Source organism: Pseudogemmobacter humi, from assembly GCF_900609055.1.
Lineage (GTDB): Bacteria > Pseudomonadota > Alphaproteobacteria > Rhodobacterales > Rhodobacteraceae > Pseudogemmobacter > Pseudogemmobacter humi.
This window is the reverse complement of record NZ_UXAW01000048.1, coordinates 259,748-279,177: the sequence shown is the minus strand read 5'-3', so window position 1 is coordinate 279,177 and position 19,430 is coordinate 259,748. Positions and strand designations below refer to the sequence as shown.

Annotated in this window: 13 protein-coding genes and 2 pseudogenes; 13 read left to right on the top strand and 2 right to left on the bottom strand. The window is 67.1% G+C overall.

From position 1 onward, the window contains the following. Nucleotides 1-78: 78 nt before the first annotated feature. The 12 genes and pseudogenes from mutL (at nucleotide 79) to XINFAN_RS06045 (ending at nucleotide 15,946) form a co-directional block, all read left to right on the top strand. A complete protein-coding gene (mutL, locus tag XINFAN_RS06095; RefSeq protein ID WP_124085585.1) occupies nucleotides 79-1,926 on the top strand; it encodes a DNA mismatch repair endonuclease MutL in 1,848 nt (615 codons plus the stop codon). Beyond that, nucleotides 1,923-3,098 (top strand): DNA recombination protein RmuC, encoded by a 1,176-nt coding sequence (locus tag XINFAN_RS06090; RefSeq protein WP_124085584.1) that lies wholly within the window; start codon nucleotides 1,923-1,925, stop codon nucleotides 3,096-3,098. Before mutL ends, XINFAN_RS06090 begins: the two co-directional genes overlap by 4 nt. A gap of 137 nt (nucleotides 3,099-3,235) precedes the next feature. Continuing rightward, nucleotides 3,236-4,123 (top strand): DMT family transporter, encoded by an 888-nt coding sequence (locus XINFAN_RS06085; protein ID WP_124085583.1) that lies wholly within the window; start codon nucleotides 3,236-3,238, stop codon nucleotides 4,121-4,123. 72 nt (nucleotides 4,124-4,195) lie between these two features. Next, nucleotides 4,196-5,713 (top strand): 2,3-bisphosphoglycerate-independent phosphoglycerate mutase, encoded by a 1,518-nt coding sequence (gene gpmI, locus XINFAN_RS06080; protein WP_124085582.1) that lies wholly within the window; start codon nucleotides 4,196-4,198, stop codon nucleotides 5,711-5,713. Between the two features lie 74 nt (nucleotides 5,714-5,787). After that, a complete protein-coding gene (locus tag XINFAN_RS06075; protein WP_233352142.1) occupies nucleotides 5,788-6,864 on the top strand; it encodes a murein hydrolase activator EnvC family protein in 1,077 nt (358 codons plus the stop codon). 7 nt (nucleotides 6,865-6,871) lie between these two features. Then, on the top strand, nucleotides 6,872-8,218 hold the full coding sequence (locus XINFAN_RS06070) for a S41 family peptidase (protein WP_124085580.1): 1,347 nt from the start codon (nucleotides 6,872-6,874) through the stop codon (nucleotides 8,216-8,218). 1 nt (nucleotide 8,219) lies between these two features. After that, on the top strand, nucleotides 8,220-8,714 hold the full coding sequence (locus XINFAN_RS06065) for an RNA pyrophosphohydrolase (RefSeq protein ID WP_124085579.1): 495 nt from the start codon (nucleotides 8,220-8,222) through the stop codon (nucleotides 8,712-8,714). A gap of 291 nt (nucleotides 8,715-9,005) precedes the next feature. Beyond that, a pseudogene (locus XINFAN_RS21940) lies at nucleotides 9,006-9,113 on the top strand (IS5/IS1182 family transposase); the annotation flags it as partial. A gap of 106 nt (nucleotides 9,114-9,219) precedes the next feature. After that, nucleotides 9,220-10,072 (top strand): annotated as a pseudogene (locus tag XINFAN_RS06060) (IS3 family transposase). 2,002 nt (nucleotides 10,073-12,074) lie between these two features. Then, nucleotides 12,075-13,319 (top strand): MFS transporter, encoded by a 1,245-nt coding sequence (locus tag XINFAN_RS06055; RefSeq protein WP_124085578.1) that lies wholly within the window; start codon nucleotides 12,075-12,077, stop codon nucleotides 13,317-13,319. Between the two features lie 312 nt (nucleotides 13,320-13,631). Then, a complete protein-coding gene (locus tag XINFAN_RS06050) occupies nucleotides 13,632-14,807 on the top strand; it encodes an MFS transporter (protein WP_124085577.1) in 1,176 nt (391 codons plus the stop codon). 116 nt (nucleotides 14,808-14,923) lie between these two features. After that, entirely contained in the window at nucleotides 14,924-15,946 is a 1,023-nt protein-coding gene (locus XINFAN_RS06045) for an aspartate-semialdehyde dehydrogenase (protein WP_124085576.1), read from the top strand. 131 nt (nucleotides 15,947-16,077) lie between these two features. Here the strand turns inward: XINFAN_RS06045 and XINFAN_RS06040 are convergent, their stop codons facing one another. Then, entirely contained in the window at nucleotides 16,078-16,902 is an 825-nt protein-coding gene (locus tag XINFAN_RS06040) for a methyl-accepting chemotaxis protein (RefSeq protein ID WP_124085575.1), read from the bottom strand. Nucleotides 16,903-17,114: 212 nt separating this feature from the next. On the opposite strand from XINFAN_RS06040, the gene XINFAN_RS06035 reads away from it, so the two are divergent. After that, a complete protein-coding gene (locus XINFAN_RS06035) occupies nucleotides 17,115-18,737 on the top strand; it encodes a DUF4139 domain-containing protein (RefSeq protein ID WP_124085574.1) in 1,623 nt (540 codons plus the stop codon). Here the strand turns inward: XINFAN_RS06035 and mnmC2 are convergent, their stop codons facing one another. Next, a complete protein-coding gene (gene mnmC2, locus XINFAN_RS06030) occupies nucleotides 18,738-19,427 on the bottom strand; it encodes a tRNA (5-methylaminomethyl-2-thiouridine)(34)-methyltransferase MnmC2 (protein ID WP_124085573.1) in 690 nt (229 codons plus the stop codon). Nucleotides 19,428-19,430: the final 3 nt, after the last annotated feature.

Sequence of the window (19,430 nt, the reverse complement as noted above, 5' to 3'; positions counted from 1 at the left end):
CCCCCAGCCCCCCTCCCGCGTCTCGCGGGATGAAAGCGGCCTTCCCCGACTCGGGCGGCCCTGCTAGATATAGCCGTCATGACCCTTCACGATCCCAGGATAACGGGGGCCGGACGGCCCGTCATTCGTCAGCTCGACGAAGCGGCGATCAATCGCATCGCCGCGGGCGAGGTGGTGGAGCGCCCGGCCTCGGCGGTGAAGGAACTGGTGGAAAACGCGCTCGACGCCGGAGCGCGGCGGATCGCGGTGGATTACAGCGCGGGCGGCAAGGTGCTGATCCGCGTCACCGACGACGGCTGCGGCATGACGCCCGACGATCTGCCGCTGGCGCTGTCGCGCCATGCCACCTCGAAGATCGACGGCTCCGACCTTCTGAACATCCGCACCTTCGGCTTCCGGGGCGAGGCCCTGCCGTCGCTGGGCGCCGTAGGGCGGCTGACGATCACCTCGCGCGCCGAAGGCCATGACGCCGCCGCCATCACCTGCACCGGCGGCCGGATCGAAGGCCCCCGCCCGGCGGCTTTGTCGCGCGGCACCGTGGTCGAGTTGCGCGACCTGTTCCACGCGACGCCTGCGCGGCTGAAATTCATGCGCTCGGACCGGGCCGAGGCCCAGGCGATCCATGAGATCGTCAAGCGACTCGCTATGGCGGAACCCACGGTCGGCTTCACCCTGACGGAGGCGGGCGAGGACGGGCCGCGGGTGATCCTGCGGCTCGACCCCGAGCCCGGCGATCTGTTCGACGCGCTGCACCGGCGGCTGACCCGTATTCTCGGCGCCGATTTCACCGCCAATGCGGTGGTGATCGACCAGCAGCGCGACGGCTTTCACCTGGCCGGCTATGCCGCGCTGCCGACCTATTCGCGGGGCTCGTCGGCGCAGCAATATCTGTTCGTGAACGGCCGCCCGATCAGCGACCGGCTGCTGATCGGCGCGCTGCGGGCCGCCTATTTCGACGTGCTGTCGCGCGACCGCCATCCGGCGGCCTGCCTGAACCTGATCGTCGATCCCGAAAGGGTGGATGTGAACGTCCATCCGGCGAAATCCGAGGTGCGCTTTCGCGAGCCCGACGCCGCGCGCAGCCTGATCATCACCGCGATCCGCTCGGCGCTGGCCGGGGCCGGGCACCGCGCCTCGACCACGGTGGGGGCCGGAGCGGTGCAAGCCTTCCGCCCCGGCGCCCTGCCCGAACGCCCGGCCCAGGCCACCCTGCGCGAGGCTTTCGCCTTTCAGGCCCCCGCTTTTCAGACTCCGGCTTTCCAGGAGCCCGCCGCCGCGCCGCGCCCCGCGGGCGTGACGGAGGCCCCCGCCGTCCGCGCGCCCGAGCCGGTGGATACGCCGCCCGATTTCCCGCTCGGCGCCGCCCGCGCGCAACTGCACGAGAACTGGATCGTCGCCCAGACGAAGGACGGCATCGTCATCGTCGATCAGCACGCCGCGCATGAGCGGCTGGTCTATGAGCGGCTGAAGGCGCAGATGGCCGATCACGGCATCGCCCGCCAGGCGCTGCTGATCCCCGAGATCGTCACCCTCTCGCCCCCCGACGCGGGCCTGATCCTCTCGGCGGCGGCGGATCTGGCGCAGGCCGGGCTGGTCGTCGAGCCCTTCGGCGGCGGCGCGGTGGCGATCACCGAGACGCCCGCGATCCTCGGCCCGGTGGATGGCGCGGGCCTGTTGCGCGACATCCTCGACGAACTCGCGGACCAGGGCGCCAGCCATCTGACCCGGGCGCGGATCGACGCGGTGCTGTCGCGCATGGCCTGCCACGGCTCGGTGCGCTCGGGCCGGCAGATGCGCCCCGAGGAAATGAACGCGCTCTTGCGCGAGATGGAGGTCACGCCGAATTCGGGCCAGTGCAACCACGGCCGCCCGACCTGGGTCGAGCTGAAACTCCACGATATCGAGAGGCTGTTCGGGCGCAGATGATCACCCTGTTCGGCACCAGCCTGCCCTGGAACGCGCCCGAGGTGCTGCTGATCGCGGCCGCCGTGCTGGTGCTGATCGCGATCCTCTTGCTGATCCTGCGCGCGGCCAGCCACTCGGCGGGTTCGGTGCAGCCTTTGCTCAATGAGATGGCCTGGATGGGCCAGCGGGTGCAGTCGCTGTCCGAGGGTCAGGAGCGGCTGTCGGGCGGGCTTTTGCATGTCGCCGACGCCCAGGCCAGCGCGCAAAGCTCGATGCTGAAGCTGATGGAGACCCGGCTCCAGGATGTGCAGCGTCAGGTGAACGAATCGCTGCACGGCAGCGCCACCCGCACCGCGCGCAGCCTTGGCGAGTTGCAGCAGCGGCTGGAGACCATCGACCGCGCCCAGGAGAAGATCGAGAAACTGTCGGGCAATGTGCTGTCCTTGCAGGACATTCTGGCCAACAAGCAGACCCGCGGGGCCTTCGGCGAGATCCAGTTGAACGATATCGTCCAAAAGGCGCTGCCGCGCGACAGCTATACGATGCAGGCGACGCTGGCGAACGGGCGGCGCGCGGATTGCCTGATCCATCTGCCCAATCCGCCCGGCCCCATCGTGATCGACGCGAAATTCCCGCTGGAGGCCTATGAGGCGCTCCGCCGCGCCACCACGCCCCGCGAAACGCAGGAGGCCGCCCAGGCCCTGCGCGTCGCGGTGCGCGCCCATATCCGCGCCATCGCGGAACGCTACATCATCGAGGGCGAGACCGCCGAAGGCGCGCTGATGTTCCTGCCCTCGGAAGCGGTCTATGCGGAGTTGCACGCCAATTTCCCCGAAGTGGTGCGCGAGGGGTTCACGGCGCGGGTCTGGATCGTCTCGCCCACCACCTGCATGGCCACGCTCAACACCATGCGGGCGGTGCTGAAAGACGCCCGGATGCGCGAACAGGCCGGGGCGATCCGCAAGGAACTGTCGCTTCTTTATGCCGATGTGGAACGGCTCGGCACCCGGGTCGAGAACCTGGACCGCCATTTCCACCAGGCCGCGAAGGATATCGAAGAGATCCGCATCTCGTCCGAGAAGGCCGGAAAGCGCGCGCGCCGGCTGGACAATTTCGATTTCGAGGAACTGGCCCCCGATCTGGCGCCCGCCGCGCCCGCCCTGCCGGTCGCACCCCAGGAAGCGGCGAAGTAGGCGCCGTCGCACCCGTCCATGGCGTATCACAGCTGCGCCAGCCATGCGCCAGGCGCAGGCCGGCCATCGGCGCAGCGCCTGGCGGCAGGCCGTCAGGCCCCCTGTCGCCCGCTTCTGCCCCATGATAGCAGCGGGATATGAGCGCGCCACAGAACACCAGACTCGGGATCTGGCTGATGATCGCCAGTTGCGCGATCTTCGCCATCCAGGACGGCATCTCCCGCCATCTCGGCGAGGCGGTGAACATCTATATGGTGGTGATGATCCGGTTCTGGTTCTTCGCCGTCTTCGTGACCCTGCTGGCGGCGCGGGCGCCGGGCGGCCTGCGCGCCGCAAGCCGCAGCGCATATCCCCTGCTCCAGGCCCTGCGCGGCATCCTGCTGGTGGGCGAGATCTGCGTGATGGTCATCGCCTTCATCAAACTGGGCCTGATCGAGACCCATGCGGTCTTCGTCTGCTATCCCTTGCTGGTGACGCTGTTCTCGGGGCCGATCCTCGGCGAACAGGTCGGCTGGCGGCGCTGGCTGGCGGTCTTGGCCGGGTTCGGCGGCGTGCTGATCATCCTCAACCCCGGCGGCGGGATCTTCTCGCTCTGGTCGCTGGTGCCGTTCCTCGGCGCGGCGATGTTCGCGCTTTACGGGCTGCTGACGCGCTATGTCTCGCGCAAGGACAGCGCCCAGGTCAGCTTCTTCTGGACCGGGATGATGGGCGCGCTGGCGATCACCCCTTTCGGCCTGACCCACTGGCAGGGCATGAGCGCGGGGAACTGGGGGCTGATGGCGATCCTGTGTTGCAGCGCGGTGCTGGCCCACTGGCTGCTGATCAAGGCCTATGACGTGGCCGAGGCCGCCGACATCCAGCCCTTCGCCTATTTCCAGCTTCCCTTCGTCTCGCTGCTTGGCCTGGTGCTGTTCAACGAGAACCTGCGGATGAACGTGGTGATCGGCGCGGCGATCGTGGTCGCGGCGGGTCTGTTCACGCTCTGGCGGCAACGGATGCGGCAAAAACAGATCACAGGCGGGTGAGCCTGGCTTCTGCGGTTGCCGACCAGGGGGCACGGGCGTAAAACCCCGGCACGAAGCCGCAAGGAGACCGCGATGTCCGCCCCGAAGCCCGTCGTTCTGTGCATCCTCGACGGCTGGGGCATCGGGCCGGATCCGGCCACCTCGGCGCCGGCCCAGGCCGATATTCCCACCTTCCGCCGGCTGATGGCGACCTGCCCCCATGCGACGCTGGTGACCTACGGGCCGGACGTGGGCCTGCCCACCGGCCAGATGGGCAATTCCGAGGTCGGCCACACCAATATCGGCGCGGGCCGGGTGGTGGCGATGGATCTCGGCCAGATCGACCTTGCGATCGAGGACGGCAGCTTCGCCAATGTCCCGGCGCTGCGCGCCTTCATCGCGGCCTTGCAGGAAACCGGGGGCACCGCGCATCTGGCGGGGCTGACCTCATCGGGCGGGGTGCACGCGCATCAGGCGCATATGCTGGAAGCCGCGCGCATCATCGCATCCGAGGGGGTGCCGGTCGCGATCCACGCCTTCACCGACGGGCGCGACGTGGCCCCGGCCTCGGCCGCGGTGGAACTGGCGGAACTGGAGGCCGCGCTGCCGCCGGGGGCGAAGATCGTCACCCTCACCGGGCGCTATTTCGCCATGGACCGCGACAACCGCTGGGAACGGGTGGAACAGGCGTATCGCGCCATGGTTTTCGGCCAGGGCGAGGCCGCCGCCTCGGCCGGCGAGGCCCTCGCCATGGATTACGCCGCGGGCACCACAGACGAATTCATCCCCGCCACGGTGATCGGCGGCTACCGGGGCATGAAGGACGGCGACGGGCTCTTTTTCCTGAACTTCCGCGCCGACCGCGCGCGAGAGATCCTCTCGGCCATCGGCGATCCGGCGTTCGGCGCTTTCGACCGCGGCCGCCGCCCGCATCTGGTGGCGCAGCTCGGCATGGTGGATTATTCGGAAACGCATAATTCCTTCATGGCCACGATGTTCCCCAAGCAGAAACTGGTGAACACTTTGGGCGAATGGGTGTCGCGCCAGGGCAAGACCCAGTTCCGGCTGGCCGAGACCGAGAAATACCCGCATGTGACCTTCTTCCTGAACGGCGGGCGGGAAGAGCCCTTCCCGGGTGAGGCCCGCTTCATGCCGCAATCGCCGAAAGTGGCGACCTACGATCTGCAACCGGAAATGTCGGCCCCCGAGGTCAGCGCGAAACTGGTCGGGGCGATAGAGGCGGGCTATGATCTGATCGTGGTGAATTACGCCAATCCCGATATGGTCGGCCATACCGGCAGCCTGCCTGCGGCGATCAGGGCCTGCGAGGCGGTGGACCGCGGGCTGGCGCTTGCGGTGGCCGCGCTGGAAAAGGCCGGCGGCGCGATGATCGTCTGCGCCGATCACGGCAATTGCGATGTGATGAGCGATCCGGTGACCCACCAGCCGCATACCGCCCATACCACCAATCCGGTGCCGGTGATCCTGGTCGGCGGCCCGCCGGGCGCGCGGTTGCGCAGCGGCCGCCTTGCCGATCTGGCGCCGACGCTGCTGGCCCTGATGGGCCTGCCGCAGCCGCCCGAGATGACCGGCGAAAGCCTGATCCTGTGACCCGCGCCCTCGCCCTTGCCGCCCTGCTGGCCGCCGCTTTCGCGGCGCAGCCGCTTGGCGCGCAGGGCGAGGCGGTGGCGGGTGAAGCGAGAGCGGGCAGCACGATCTCGGACCAGGCCGCCCTGGCCTCGGAACAGCTGCGCGAGGCGGTGGCGGCGCTGGAGGCCGCGACCTCGGGCCGCGCCCAGGTGGCGGCGCTGACCCAGACCGTGCGCGCCTATGAAGAGGGCCTTGCCGCCCTGCGCGAGGCCCTGCGCCAGGCCGAACTGCGCGAAACCGCGCTGAAGCTGCGCTTCAACGCCAAACGCGACAGGGTGGGCCAGCTGGTCGCGGTGCTGGCGAAGATGGAGCAAAGCCAGGGCCCGCTTCTTCTGCTGCACCCTTCCGGCCCCCTCGGCACCGCGCGGTCGGGCATGATGCTGGCCGAAGTGACGCCCGCGATCCAGGCCGAGGCCGATGCGCTGAAGGCCGAGCTTCAGGAACTCGCCGATCTGCGCGCGCTTCAGATCTCGGCGGGCAGGCACCTGACCGAGGGGCTTGGCGCGGCCCAGACCGCGCGCACCGCGCTGTCGAAGGCGATCTCGGACCGCACCGACCTGCCCAGACGATTCACCGAAGATCCCGAGGTGCTGCGCGATCTGCTGCAAAGCGCCGATACGCTGGACAGTTTCGCCGCCGGGCTGATCGAAAGCTCGTCCGACAGCGCCAGCCCCCGGCCCTTCGTCTCGACCATGGGCGAATTGCCGCTGCCGGTGATCGGCACGCTGATCCGCCGCCCCGACGAGGCCGATGCCGCGGGCGTGCGCCGCCCCGGCATGACGCTGGCCACAAGGCCGCGCGCGCTGATCTCGGCGCCCTGGCCCGGGACGATCCGTTATCTCGGCCCGCTGCTCGACTACGGAAATGTGATCATCCTGGAGCCAGGAGACGGCTATCTTCTGGTTCTCGGCGGTCTCGGCACGGTCTATGGCGAGGTGGGCGAAGTCGTCGCCGCAGGCGCGCCGCTTGGCCTGATGGGCGGAGACGACGGCGCCGCGCAGGGTGGGGCTGGCGCATCCGATACGGAAACGCTTTACTTGGAACTGAGACTGGGCGCCGCCCCGGTGGACCCGACCGAATGGTTCGCAGCAACCGCCTCGACAGGAGACTGAGACCCGGATGAAGAAACTCATGTTTGCCGCCGCGGGCGGGGCGTTCGCCGGTGTGGTGCTGACCGCCCAGGTCGGGCCGCTGATCGCCGAACAGGCCAGCCGCGACAGTTCGGTTTACGAACAGCTCGATCTGTTCGGCAATATCTTCGAGCGCGTCCGCGCCCAGTATGTCGAGCCGGTGGACACCACCAAACTGGTCGAGGCCGCGATCAACGGCATGCTGACCTCGCTCGACCCGCATTCCTCATATCTCTCGGCCAAGGATTTCGAGGATATGCAGGTGCAGACCAAGGGCGAGTTCGGCGGTCTCGGGATCGAGGTCACCCAGGAAGAGGGCTTCGTCAAGGTCATCTCGCCGATGGACGACACCCCCGCCGACAAGGCCGGGATCCAGGCCGGCGACTACATCACCCATGTGAACGGCGAATCGATTCTCGGCCTGACGCTGAACCAGGCGGTCGATCTGATGCGCGGGCCGGTGGGCTCGGAAATCATCATCACCGTGGTGCGCCAGGGCACCGACCAGCCGTTCGACGTGTCGATCATCCGCGACACGATCAAGCTGGAGGCGGTCAAGGGCCGCACCGTCGGCAAGGCGGTGGTTCTGCGCATCACCACCTTCAACGACCAGACCACCACCGGCGTGGCCGAAGCGCTGAAGAAGGGAATCGAAGAGCTCGGCGGCATCGACAAGCTGCAAGGCGTGGTGATCGACCTGAGAAACAACCCGGGCGGCCTGCTGAACGAGGCGATCTCGGTCTCGGACGCTTTCCTCGATTCGGGCGAGATCGTCTCGACCCGCGGCCGCAGCCCCCAGGACGGCGAGCGCCACAACGCGACGCCCGGCGATCTGGCCCAGGGCAAGCCGGTGGTCGTGCTGATCAACGGCGGCTCGGCCTCGGCCTCGGAAATCGTCGCGGGGGCCTTGCAGGATCACCGCCGCGCGGTGGTGGTCGGCACCAAGAGCTTCGGCAAGGGCTCGGTCCAGTCGCTGATCCCGCTGAAAGGCGACGGTGCGATGAAACTGACCACGGCGCGCTATTACACGCCCTCGGGCCGGTCGATCCAGGCGCTCGGGATTTCGCCCGACATCGTGGTGCAGCAGCCCGCGAAGCCGAACCCCGCCACCGCCACCCCGGCGGAAGAGCCGAAATCCGCGGTGAAGCCGCGCACCGAGGCCGATCTGCGCGGCGCGATCTCGAACGATTCGATGACCGAGGACGAGAAGACGCTCTATCTGGAGGAACAGGCGGCCGCCGAGGAAAGCGCCAAGCTGCGCGACGAGGATTACCAGTTGGCCTATGCGGTGGACATCCTGAAGGGCCTGACCACCTTCAGCCCGGAAGCGCCCTGAGATGGACGACGCGACGGGTGGCGGGCTGCCTTACCGCCCCTGCGTGGGGGTGGTGCTGATCAACCGCGAAGGCCGGATCTTCGCCGGCCAGCGGATCGACAATGGCGGGGCGTCCAGCCCCGCCTGGCAGATGCCCCAGGGCGGGATCGACCCCGGCGAAAAGCCGAAAGAGGCGGCCTTGCGCGAATTGTGGGAAGAGACCGGCGTCACCGCCGATCTGGTCGAGAAAGTCGCGAAGACCGAGGACTGGCTGACCTACGACCTGCCGCCGGAACTGCTGGGCAGGGTCTGGGGCGGCAAATACCGCGGGCAAAGGCAGAAATGGTTCCTGTTCCGTTTCCTCGGCCGGGACGATCAGATCCGCATCGACACCGAACACCCGGAATTCGCGGCCTGGCGCTGGATCGGCGCGGATGAGATGATCGCATCCATCGTCCCCTTCAAACGCGCGGTCTATGAGCAGGTGATCCAGGCCTTCCGCCCGCATCTGGCCTGAGAAGAGGGGGCCCTGCCCCCTCGCGCTTACGCGCTCACCCCCGGGATATTTTCAGACAGAAAATGAGAGCAGGGTCATTTTCTGTCCTTAAATATCCCCGCCGGAGGCAGCCGACGCCGGGACTGGCGGAGCGGCTGGCAGGTAAGAGCCTGAAACAGGATTGGATTACGAACGAAGAAACAAAACAAGAGTACAAACTTGTCCGATGGCGTCCTATCTGTCTTCTGCACCCAGGTCTCGGGATAGGTGGCAACAATGCTGGCCGGAGGTATTCGGGCTCAGGAAATCTGAATAAGCGCCTGCATCCCCGAACGTAAAACCCGCAAGAAGACAGTCCGATACGACAAGCGCCGCTACAAACGTCGAAACCGCATCGGGATCATGTCTCAGTGGCTCAAGGTGAGCTTCTGCCTGTTTCGTTGACACGCCGATGAGATCGTGCCTAGGGAACCGGAGAGTGGATATGACGAGACGGACGTTCAGCCGTGAGTTCAGGATCGAGGCCATGAGGCTGGTGACGTATGAGGAGGATCAGGAATTGATCCGGGGGATCAATTCCCCGACGAATGGGGGCGTAGCGGCAGCGCAGGCGGCCCGTGACCTTGCCGTTGCGGCGAGCGTCCTGCGCCGCTGGATGCGGGAACGGACCACAACCCCGGCCACAGCTTTCCCCGGGAACGGGCAGATGCCGGCCGGTCTGGCCGAGATTTCGGCTCTGAAGAAAGAGGCCTCCCGGCTCCGGGCGGAGCATGACATGCCTCGAAGAAAGCTGCGGCTTTTTTCGCGCGCGTTTGAGGCTGATTGCGCCCTTGGTTCGAGCGATCAGCCGAAAGAATATGAGGTTCGCCTTCATCGCCAAACAGCGCCACATCTGGCCGGTCAGCTGTCTCTGCGAGGCTCCGGAGGTCTCGCGGTCCGGCTTTCATGCCTGGCTCAGCCGCCCTCCCGGCACCCGCGTGATCCATGACGCGAAGCTCGTCGCAGCGATCAGGACGAGCTTCAAGGCCAGCGACCGGACCTGTGGCGTCCGCTGGCGGCGCGGGAAAGCCGACACTCTGCTTCATCATTCGGACCAGGGATCGCAATATACAAGCGAGCAGTTCCAGCGGCTTCTGGCCGACAATGGGATCACCTGCCCGATGAGCCGCGCGGGCAATGTCCGGGACAATCCGGCAATGGAGAGCTTCTTCTCAACGCAGAAGACCGAACGGACAGCCAGCAAGGTCTGTCGAACCAGAAACGAAGCGCGTGCCCACGGCTTCGATGACATCGAGCGCTTCTGAAACCCGCGCAGGAGGCATTCGGAACCGGGCCACATCAGCCCCACGGAGTTCAAAGCCCCCGCTATGCCAGCTTAACCCGCTGTACACAAAACCGGCAGCAGTTCAGAGAGCTTTCTCTATCTCGGCAATCCACGGAACGAACGGCAGTCGATTCCGGCGGGGATCCATGTGCATTCTCTTTACAGACGGCTTTATTGCACCCTCTGTCCGGTTCACGGCTTCACGTCTGTGCGCCCGCAGGTGAGATTGGTCTTCTGAACAGACCTTTCCCTGTTTTGCAAAGGGCGGACCGGTGCGGCTACGACCGGTCCTGAAGCGTCGCGGCTCCCTGATGGTGTGGTCTGACCCGCAGCTTGCCCGGGTCGCGGCCCGGAGCGGAAGGGGGCATCCTGAGAGGCCTGTCAGTGGCGGCCCTCCGGTTCCGCCTCCTGATCGGAGAGCTGTCCGGGCTGCCGCTCCGGCAGATCAGGCCATGAACATATGCCGAAGGTGTCGCCTCCGGTTCGGGAAACCGGAGGCATGGGGTCGGGGCGGCCATGGCGAAGGGGGCGTGGAGAGACTGTCCGGACCCGACGGGCCGGTGCCCGGGCACACGGGCGCTCTGCCGCCGGCAGATCGGAGTGGGACCCTGACCCTGGTGGGGCCGCGCAGGCCTGCGCAGGTCTGAAGGACCAGATCCCCATCGTGCGGCATCAGGGCCGCTGCCCCTGCCGGTGGACGGCACAGAGGTCACGTCTCCGGAGAAGGCGGGCGGCCAATCGCCGGGAAAACACAATCGCAAGGCTTTTGCCCCGGATCAATGCTGATCCTGCTCATAGCCGGGCTGTTCTCCGGCCCGACCCATATCCGCGGGCGCGGGGTCGGCCGCCGTCGCCGGTAGCTCAGGATCCACATCGGTATTGATGCAGATACGCCAGAGGGGCGGGCGAGATGGCCGACAATCGCAGCGGGGATGCCGGGCCGGCGAAGCGCCACCGGTTCGGGAGAACCGGCGAGGGGGGCTCAGGCTCCCGATCTGCCGGCGCGGATCCCGCCGGAGGCGCGGAACGGCAGTATCACCGCCGACGGTATCCAAACGGGATCCATGACACCAAGGGCCGCCGCAGCGCCATCGCGGCCCGGGGGCCAATGCCGCCACACCGCTCCGCCGGAATGACGGGACCGGAAGGGACATGACCCCCGGTCTGAAGGCGCGCTTTGAGCGCTGCGCGCCGGCAAGTGCGCCGGGCGGGCAAGCTGTCAGAACGGGCAAACCGGAAGAAACGGCCCGGACATCACCGGTGTCGTGGTGTGGAAGTCAGGATGACCCCGAGGGTTCACCCGAACCTGTGGCGTTCCCCTGCCCGAGCCAGGCTCCGGGGCGAATGCATCATGGCCGGAGACTTCGGCCGGCAGGATGCCGGGGTCCGGATCGTGTCACAGGTTCTCCCGATCCGGTGGCGTTCGCCTGCTCCGCATGAACCGTTTCACAACCCGGCACGCCGGAGACCGTCCGCATGCCCTCACGAAAGTCGCGAAAGAGAGAAACCGAACTGAGATCGAATAGTGCAAAAGGCCGGGCGAAATCCTGAAGCGCTCTCAACAGCTGACCGGCATCCATATAAGAGCGGAGACGTCATAGCCCATGTGCCTCGTCAGGGTGCGGAACTCCGCGGCGAGGGCCAGATCGCGCGCGCCGGATCCGGTGAAATGGTGATGCCGGGTCCGCCCGCACATCGCAGTCAGCGTCCAGGAAGCAGCGGGGGCAGGGCCGGCAGGCACCGCCCCTCCTGGCGTCATACCCTCATCCGCGGCGGCGGACAGGAATACGCCGGGGCTCCATACGGCGGCTGCGCGACACCGCCAGGCCCGCGCAGACGAGCAGCAGAGCGGCAAAGATCACGATCGCTTCCATGACAGCCCCCATATTCACCCGGCGACTCGCCGGTTCTGACATGATTTCCCCGTGGCGCGGGGATTTGCAACCCCTGCCAGGTCCGGAAGGCGCGACCAGGCTTTGTATGGATCACAATTCAGCATTTGACGCCGCCGGGGCACGGGCGCAGGGTCGCGGCCGCGAACAGAAAGAGCCCGCCTCATGTCCCCAGCCTCCCGCGCCCCCCTGATCACGCCGGTGCTGATCGCCGGATCGGTGATCCTGATGATCGGCTTCGCGATCCGCGCCTCGTTCGGCGTGTTCCAGATTCCGGTCGCAGAAGAGTTCCACTGGGCGCGCAGCGAGTTCTCGCTGGCCATCGCGATCCAGAACCTGGCCTGGGGGATCGGCCAGCCGCTGTTCGGCGCGCTGGCCGAGAAATTCGGCGACCGTCGGGCCATCTTCGCGGGGGCGGTGCTCTATGCGCTCGGCCTCGTGCTGACGGCGCTTTCGACCGCAGCATGGCAGCATCAGACGCTGGCGGTGGTGATCGGCTTCGGCATCGCCGGGACCGGCTTCGGGGTGATCCTTGCCATCGTCGGCCGCGCCACCGCGCCCGAGCACCGCTCGATGGCGCTCGGGATCGGCACCGCGGCCGGATCGGCGGGCCAGGTCATCGGGGCGCCCGCGGCCGAGTTCCTGATGCAATATTATTCCTGGCAATGGGTCTTCGTGATCTTCGCCGCGGTGATCCTGCTGTCTCTGTTCGCGCTGCCGTTCATCCGCTCGCCCCAGGTGGCGAGCCGGGCGGAACTGGAGGAGAGCCTCGGCCAGGTGCTGAACCGCGCCTTCCGCGATCCGTCCTATACGCTGATCTTCCTCGGCTTCTTCTCCTGCGGCTATCAGCTGGCCTTCATCACTGCGCATTTCCCCGCTTTCGTGACCGAGCTGTGCGGGCCGATAGATCCTTCGGGGATGCTGTCGATGATCGGAATCAACACGACCTCGGCGCTTGGCGCGGTGTCGATCGCGGTGATCGGCTTCTTCAACATCGTGGGCACGGTTCTGGCGGGCTGGATGGGGAAACGCTGGACGAAGAAATATCTGCTGGCGGGGATCTACGCCCTGCGCACCCTGGTGGCCGCGGTGTTCATCCTGCTGCCGATCACGCCCACCTCGGTGCTGGTGTTCTCGGCGGCGATGGGGGCCCTGTGGCTGGCGACGGTGCCGCTGACCTCAGGGCTGGTCGCGCATATCTGGGGGCTGCGCTATATGGGCACGCTTTACGGCTTCGTCTTTCTCAGCCATCAGATCGGCGGCTTTCTCGGGGTGTGGCTCGGCGGCAAGATGTACGACCTGCACGGCGATTATACGCTGGTCTGGTGGATCGGTGTGGGTGTCGGCGCCTTCTCGGCTTTGGTGCATCTGCCGATCCGCGAGGCGCCCATGGCCCCCCGCCCCGCCTGAGGCCGGCCGGGATGAGGGGGCCAGCCCCCTCGGCCCTTGCGGGCCTCACCCCCGGGATATTTAGAGACAGAAAATGATCTGCGTCTTAAGGCTCATTTTCTGTCCTTAAATATCCCCGCCGGAGGCTTCCGCCGGAGGCTTCCGCCGGACGGATCCGGGCGACCGGCCCGGCAGATGCGCGGCATGGCTTTTTCGTCCTGTCTCAGCTCTCACCGCCGGATGTGGAGCCGCCGGCCCTTGCCCCCGCCCGCCGCCGCTGTCAGGGTCGCGGCGGGATTTTCAACCCCCAATCCTTCAGAACGCGGAAAAGACATGCGCGCCGGCATCGCCTGCCTGATCATCGGCTACCTCTTCTCGCAATTCTTCCGCTCGTTCCTGGCGGTGCTGACGCCGGTGCTGGAACTGGAACTGGGCGCGGGGAAACAGGATCTGGCCTCGGCCTCGGGCTGGTGGTTTCTCGCCTTCGGCGCGACGCAGCTTCCGGTGGGGGTGGCGCTTGACCGGATCGGGCCGCGGCGCACAACTGCGGCGCTGCTGGCGCTGGCGGCGGTGGGCGCCGCGGGCTTTGCCATGGCGCAGGAGCCTTTGCACATCAAACTCGCCATGGTGCTGATCGGGTCGGGCTGCGCGCCGGTGCTGGTGGCGACCTATTTCATCCTGGCGCGTGAATTTCCCCCCGTGCTGTTCGGCACGCTGGCGAGCGTGACCATCGGCCTCGGCTCGCTCGGCGATATGGCGGCCTCGCTGCCGTTTTCGCTGGCGGCGGAAACCTGGGGCTGGCGCGCCTCGCTCATGACCGTGGCGGGGATGACGCTCGTGATGGCACTGGCAGTGCTGGTGGTGGTGCGCGACCCCCCGCCGATGGGGCGCGGCACGGGCGGCTCGGTGCTGTCGGTGCTGGCGATCCGGCCGCTCTGGCCGGTGCTCGCACTGATGGTGGTCTGCTACGCGCCGCCCGCCGCTTTGCGCGGCCTGTGGCTCGGGCCCTATTTCCATGACGTTCACGGCTTCGGCCAGGCCCAGATCGGCAAGGTCGGCCTTGCCATGGGCCTCGCGCTGGTCGCGGGCAGCCTGATCATCGGCCCGCTGTCGCGCGGGATGCGCAGCCTGAAACGCACCGCGGCGCTTGGGAACGCGCTGATGCTGCTGTGCCTTGTCGGTCTGTGGCTGCTCCCGGCGCCGGGCTGGCTGCTGGCTGCCGCTCTGTTCGTGGGGGTGGGCCTCTTCGGCACCACCTTCCCGATCATCACCGCCCATGCGAGGGGATTCATCCCCCCCCATCTGATGGGGCGGGGCGTCACGCTGGTGAACCTGTTCGGCATCGTCTCGGTCGGCATCGCGCAGGAGGTGACCGGGCGGCTGTTCGACACCGCGCAAACCAGCGGCCTTACGCCCGGCCAGGGCTATTCCCTCGTCTTCGCCTGTTTCGCTTTGATGGTGCTGGTGGGGCTCGCGCTCTATACATTCTCGCGCGAGAGCCCGGCCTGAGCCCCGCTTTAGCGCTTTCCCCTGCCCCCCCTTTCGGATAATGGGCCTCGTCCCCGATGGTCTGGGACAGGGCTTTCCCTGCGCGATGTGCAGGGCCAGGTAACAGGAGAACCCCGATGGGCTATAAGGTCGTCGTCGCGGGTGCCACGGGCAACGTGGGCCGCGAAATGCTGAACATCCTCGCCGAGCGCGAGTTTCCGGTCGATGAGATCGCCGCTCTGGCGTCGCGCAAATCGCTGGGCACCGAGGTCAGCTTCGGCGACAAGACCCTCAAGACCAAAGACCTGGACACTTTCGACTTCACCGGCTGGGACATGGCGCTGTTCGCGGTCGGCTCCGAGGCCACGAAGCAATACGCCCCGAAGGCCGCCGCCGCGGGCTGCGTGGTGATCGACAATTCGTCGCTCTACCGCTACGATCCGGCCGTGCCGCTGATCGTGCCCGAGGTGAATGCCGACGCGATCATGGGCTATTCGAAGAAGAACATCATCGCCAACCCGAACTGCTCGACCGCGCAGATGGTGGTGGCGCTGAAGCCGCTGCACGACCGCGCGAAGATCAGGCGCGTCGTGGTCTCGACCTATCAGTCGGTCTCGGGCGCGGGCAAGGAAGGCATGGACGAGCTGTGGGAGCAGACCAAGGCGGTCTACAACCCGGTGCATGAAGTGCCGCCGAAGAAGTTCTCGAAACAGATCGCCTTCAACGTGATCCCGCATATCGACGTCTTCCTGGACGACGGCTACACCAAGGAAGAATGGAAGATGGTGGCCGAGACCAAGAAGATCCTCGACCCCTCGATCAAAGTCACCGCGACCTGCGTGCGGGTGCCGGTCTTCGTCGGCCATTCCGAGGCGATCAACATCGAATTCGAGGAACCGCTGGACTGGCAGGAAGCCCAGGACATCCTGCGCGAGGCGCCCGGCATCATGCTGATCGACAAGCGCGAGCCCGGTGGCTACGTCACCCCGATCGAGAGCGTGGGCGAATACGCGACCTATGTCAGCCGCGTGCGCCAGGACCCGACGGTGGACAACGGCCTCGTGCTGTGGTGCGTCTCGGACAACCTGAGGAAGGGCGCGGCGCTGAACGCGGTGCAGATCGCCGAGACTTTGGGCAACCGGGTGCTGAAAAAGGGCTGATCCGGGCCTGAACGGAACCGAAAGGCGCGGCGGAGCGATCCGTCGCGCCTTCGCTTTTGACCGCGCCCCACCCAGAAATGGGCCGGATCAGAAAGGGTCTGGCCTGTGCCTTCCCCCAGGATCCCCGCAGATCAGATCCGCCCGGCGCAGAAGGGCGCGGGCTCGGCACCGACGACCATTTCGGTCACATTGAAGCTCACGCCTCCATCAGGCTCGCGATGTCCTCCCAAAACCAGAGCATAATGGACTCTCTCTGCTTCCTGACCAGGGCGCCCTGCGACACACAGAACGCCGGTGAATTCACTCTGTCCTGCGGCAAGGCCACTTGAAAAGAACGTCACCGTACCCCCCAGCCCGGTATCTCCTACCAAAACAGCTCCCCGGCGGCGCACGACCTCTTCGCCTTGCTCGGTGAACAATGCGACTGTTACTTCATAGAGCGGGGTGGAACTGTTACTATAGACGCTTAAATATGCCGTGATCTCACCAGGCGTATCATAGCTCCGGCTCCAGAAATAAGAGACAGTCAGTCCACGACCGAGCTCGGCTGCCGCAGCATAGGCGTCGGAGATAGCTTTGGTATTCGCGGCGGTCTCGCTGGCGCTTTGTGCCGTCTCGCCGGTATTGGCAGCCACCTGCGCGCTGCTGTCGGCGATTTCAGCGGTGTTCCCGGCGGTCTCGCGGGTATTCACCGCCGTCTCGGCGGTGTTGTCAGCGGTTTCACGCGTGTTGTCTGCCGTCTCTTGGCCGCTCTCTACCAGCTTATCGGTATTGGCCTTTATCGCGGCCAGCGATTGGCGGGCCTCGCCGAGATGCACCTCGAAGCGCGCCACATAATCCGCGACCGTTTGCGGGTTGAAGATCGCCCAGACCGCGAAAAGCAGTGCGCAGAATTCGGAAACCTTGACGACGCCGCGCAGCGCATTCCCGGCATTGGTAAAATATTTTTTGATCAATGATCTCACTCCGGAACGGGTCAAAGCCCTGTCGGGTCGGAGACTAGCCAGCCTGCCAGGCGAGGTAAACATCCACAGAACCCGGGAAATCCCCTTTTGACGCAGCGAGGTCGCCGATCCCTGGCAGAGGCCGGGCCGGGATTTCCCGCCTTGCGGTTTGCGTCCCGCAGGACCAGCCTGACGGTTCAGTCACCATTGACCGGAGCCTTTCCATGCGCGCCCTTCTCGCCGCCCTGCTGACGACCACCGCCCTGCCCGCCTTCGCCGATACGATCCTTGCCACCAGCCGGGTGACGGCCGTCACCGTCTATCCCGAAGGCGCGAAGATCACCCGCGAGGTCAGCTTCACCGCCCCGTCGGAGGGCACGCATGAGCTGCTGGTCACCGATCTGCCGGCCTCGACCCAGGCCGGGCTGATGCGGCTTTCGGGCGACGAGGGCTTTGCTTACGGCGCCTTCAGCCTGCGCGCGGACCGCCTGCCGCCGCGCGACGAGGTGCTGAGCCCCGAGCAACAGGCCGCGAAAGCCGCGGTGGAAGCCGCGGAACAGGCGACGCTCGCCGCGCTGACCACGGTCGAGGCCGCGCAGGCCCGGATCGGCGCCGCCGAGGCGCAGGCCCGATTCCTGTCCTCGTTCTCCGGCGCACTGCCCGAGAACGCCACGCCCGGGTCGGTGAAAGACATGGCGGCGATGATCGGCGCGGAAACGCTCGCGGCGGCGGGCGAGGCCGCGCTGGCCCGCACCGAGCTGCGCGCCGCGCAGAAGGTGCTGGAAGAGGCGCAGAAGACCGAGGCCGAAGCCCGCGCCGCGCTTGACGCGCTGCCCGCCCGCGACAGCGATTACACCGCGCTCGCCGTGGCGGTAGAGGCTGCGGCCCAGGGCGAGGGCGTGCTGACCGTTACCCATTACGTCGCCGAAGCGGGCTGGCGGCCGTTCTACGACATCCACCTGACCCGCGCCGAGGAGAAGGTGGCGATCGACCGCTCGGTCCTCGTCACCCAATACACCGGCGAGGACTGGGCGGGCGTGGACCTGACGCTGTCCTCCTCGCGCCCCTCGGAACAATCGGCGCCCTCGACGCTCTGGCCGGAGCTGCGGGTGATAGAGAAAGAGGCCCCGGCGGAGGCATATGATACCGACGCCCGCAAGATCGCCGGGGCCGCGCCCGCGATGGAGGCCGTCGCCGCCCCCGCGCCCATCACCGCCACCGCCGCGACCGAGGGCGAAACGGTGGTCTACAATTACCCGCGCAAGGTGGATGTCGCCTCGGGGGTCGAGGATCTGCGCCTCGCGCTGGATCAGATCGGGATCGGGGCCGAAGTGAGGGCCGTCGCGGTGCCGCGCCGCGACCAGACCGCCTTTATCCTGGCCGAAGTGACCAATACCTCGGGCGAGCCGCTCTTGCCGGGCGAGGCGCTTCTCTACCGCGAGGGCGTGCTCGTGGGCAGCACCTGGCTTCCCATGACCCCCGCCGGGGCCGGGGCCGAAATCGCCTTCGGCGCGCTGGACACGATCCGCCTGACCCGCGACATGCCTTTGCGCGACTCTGGCCAGAAAGGGGTGTTCACCACCTCGAACGAGCTGACGGAGACCGCAGTGCTCAGGATCGAAAACCTCGGGGCCGAGACCTGGCCCCTGCGGGTGATCGACCAGGTGCCCTATTCCGAGCAGCAGGATCTGGTGGTGAAGACCACCGCCTCGCCCGCGCCCTCCGAGACCGACCCGGACGGCCAGCGCGGCCTGATGGTCTGGGAATTCGATCTGGCGGGCGGCGAAGAGCGCGGGATTTCGCTGGGCTATACCCTGTCCTGGCCCGAGGGGATGGTGCTGCGCTGATCAGGCCAGCCGCCCGGCCGACATATGCCGCTTGCCCGCGAAACCGGGCAGGCGGCTGACGGTGAACCCCGCATCCGCCAGCGCGCGCCGCACATGGCCCGCCGCGGTATAGGTGGCGAAACTGCCCCCCGGCTTTGTGTGTCGCGCGACCGCGGTCATCAGATCCGCGCCCCACATCTCGGGGTTCTTCGCGGGCGAAAAACCGTCGAGAAACCAGGCATCCGCCGACGCGGTCCAGGCGGGCAGCGTCTCGCGCGCGTCGCCGGTCACGATGATGACGCTGATCCCGGGCAGATCGAACCGCGTCAGGCGCTTTTCCCAGGCCGCGAGCAGCGGTCCCGCCACGGCGCCGGCCTCGGGGAAATGCGCCAGCGCCCGGGCCATGTCCGGGGCCGCCATCGGGAAAGCCTCGAAACTGGTGTAATGCAGCCGCCCCGGGCCTTGCCAGGCCAGCGCCAGCGCCAGCAGGTTCAGGCCGGTCCCGAACCCCAGTTCCGCCACATGGAACCCGTCCGTCAGCCGTTCGGGCAGGCCGTTGCCGCGCAGGAAAACATGTCGCGTTTCCTCCAGCCCGCCTTTCAGGCTGAAATAGGGATCGTCAAAGGCGGTGGCGACGGGTATCGCATCGCCGAGCCAGGACAGGACGGGAGTTTGTGGCACGGGGAGCTGTGGCACGGGGAGCTGTGACATGGC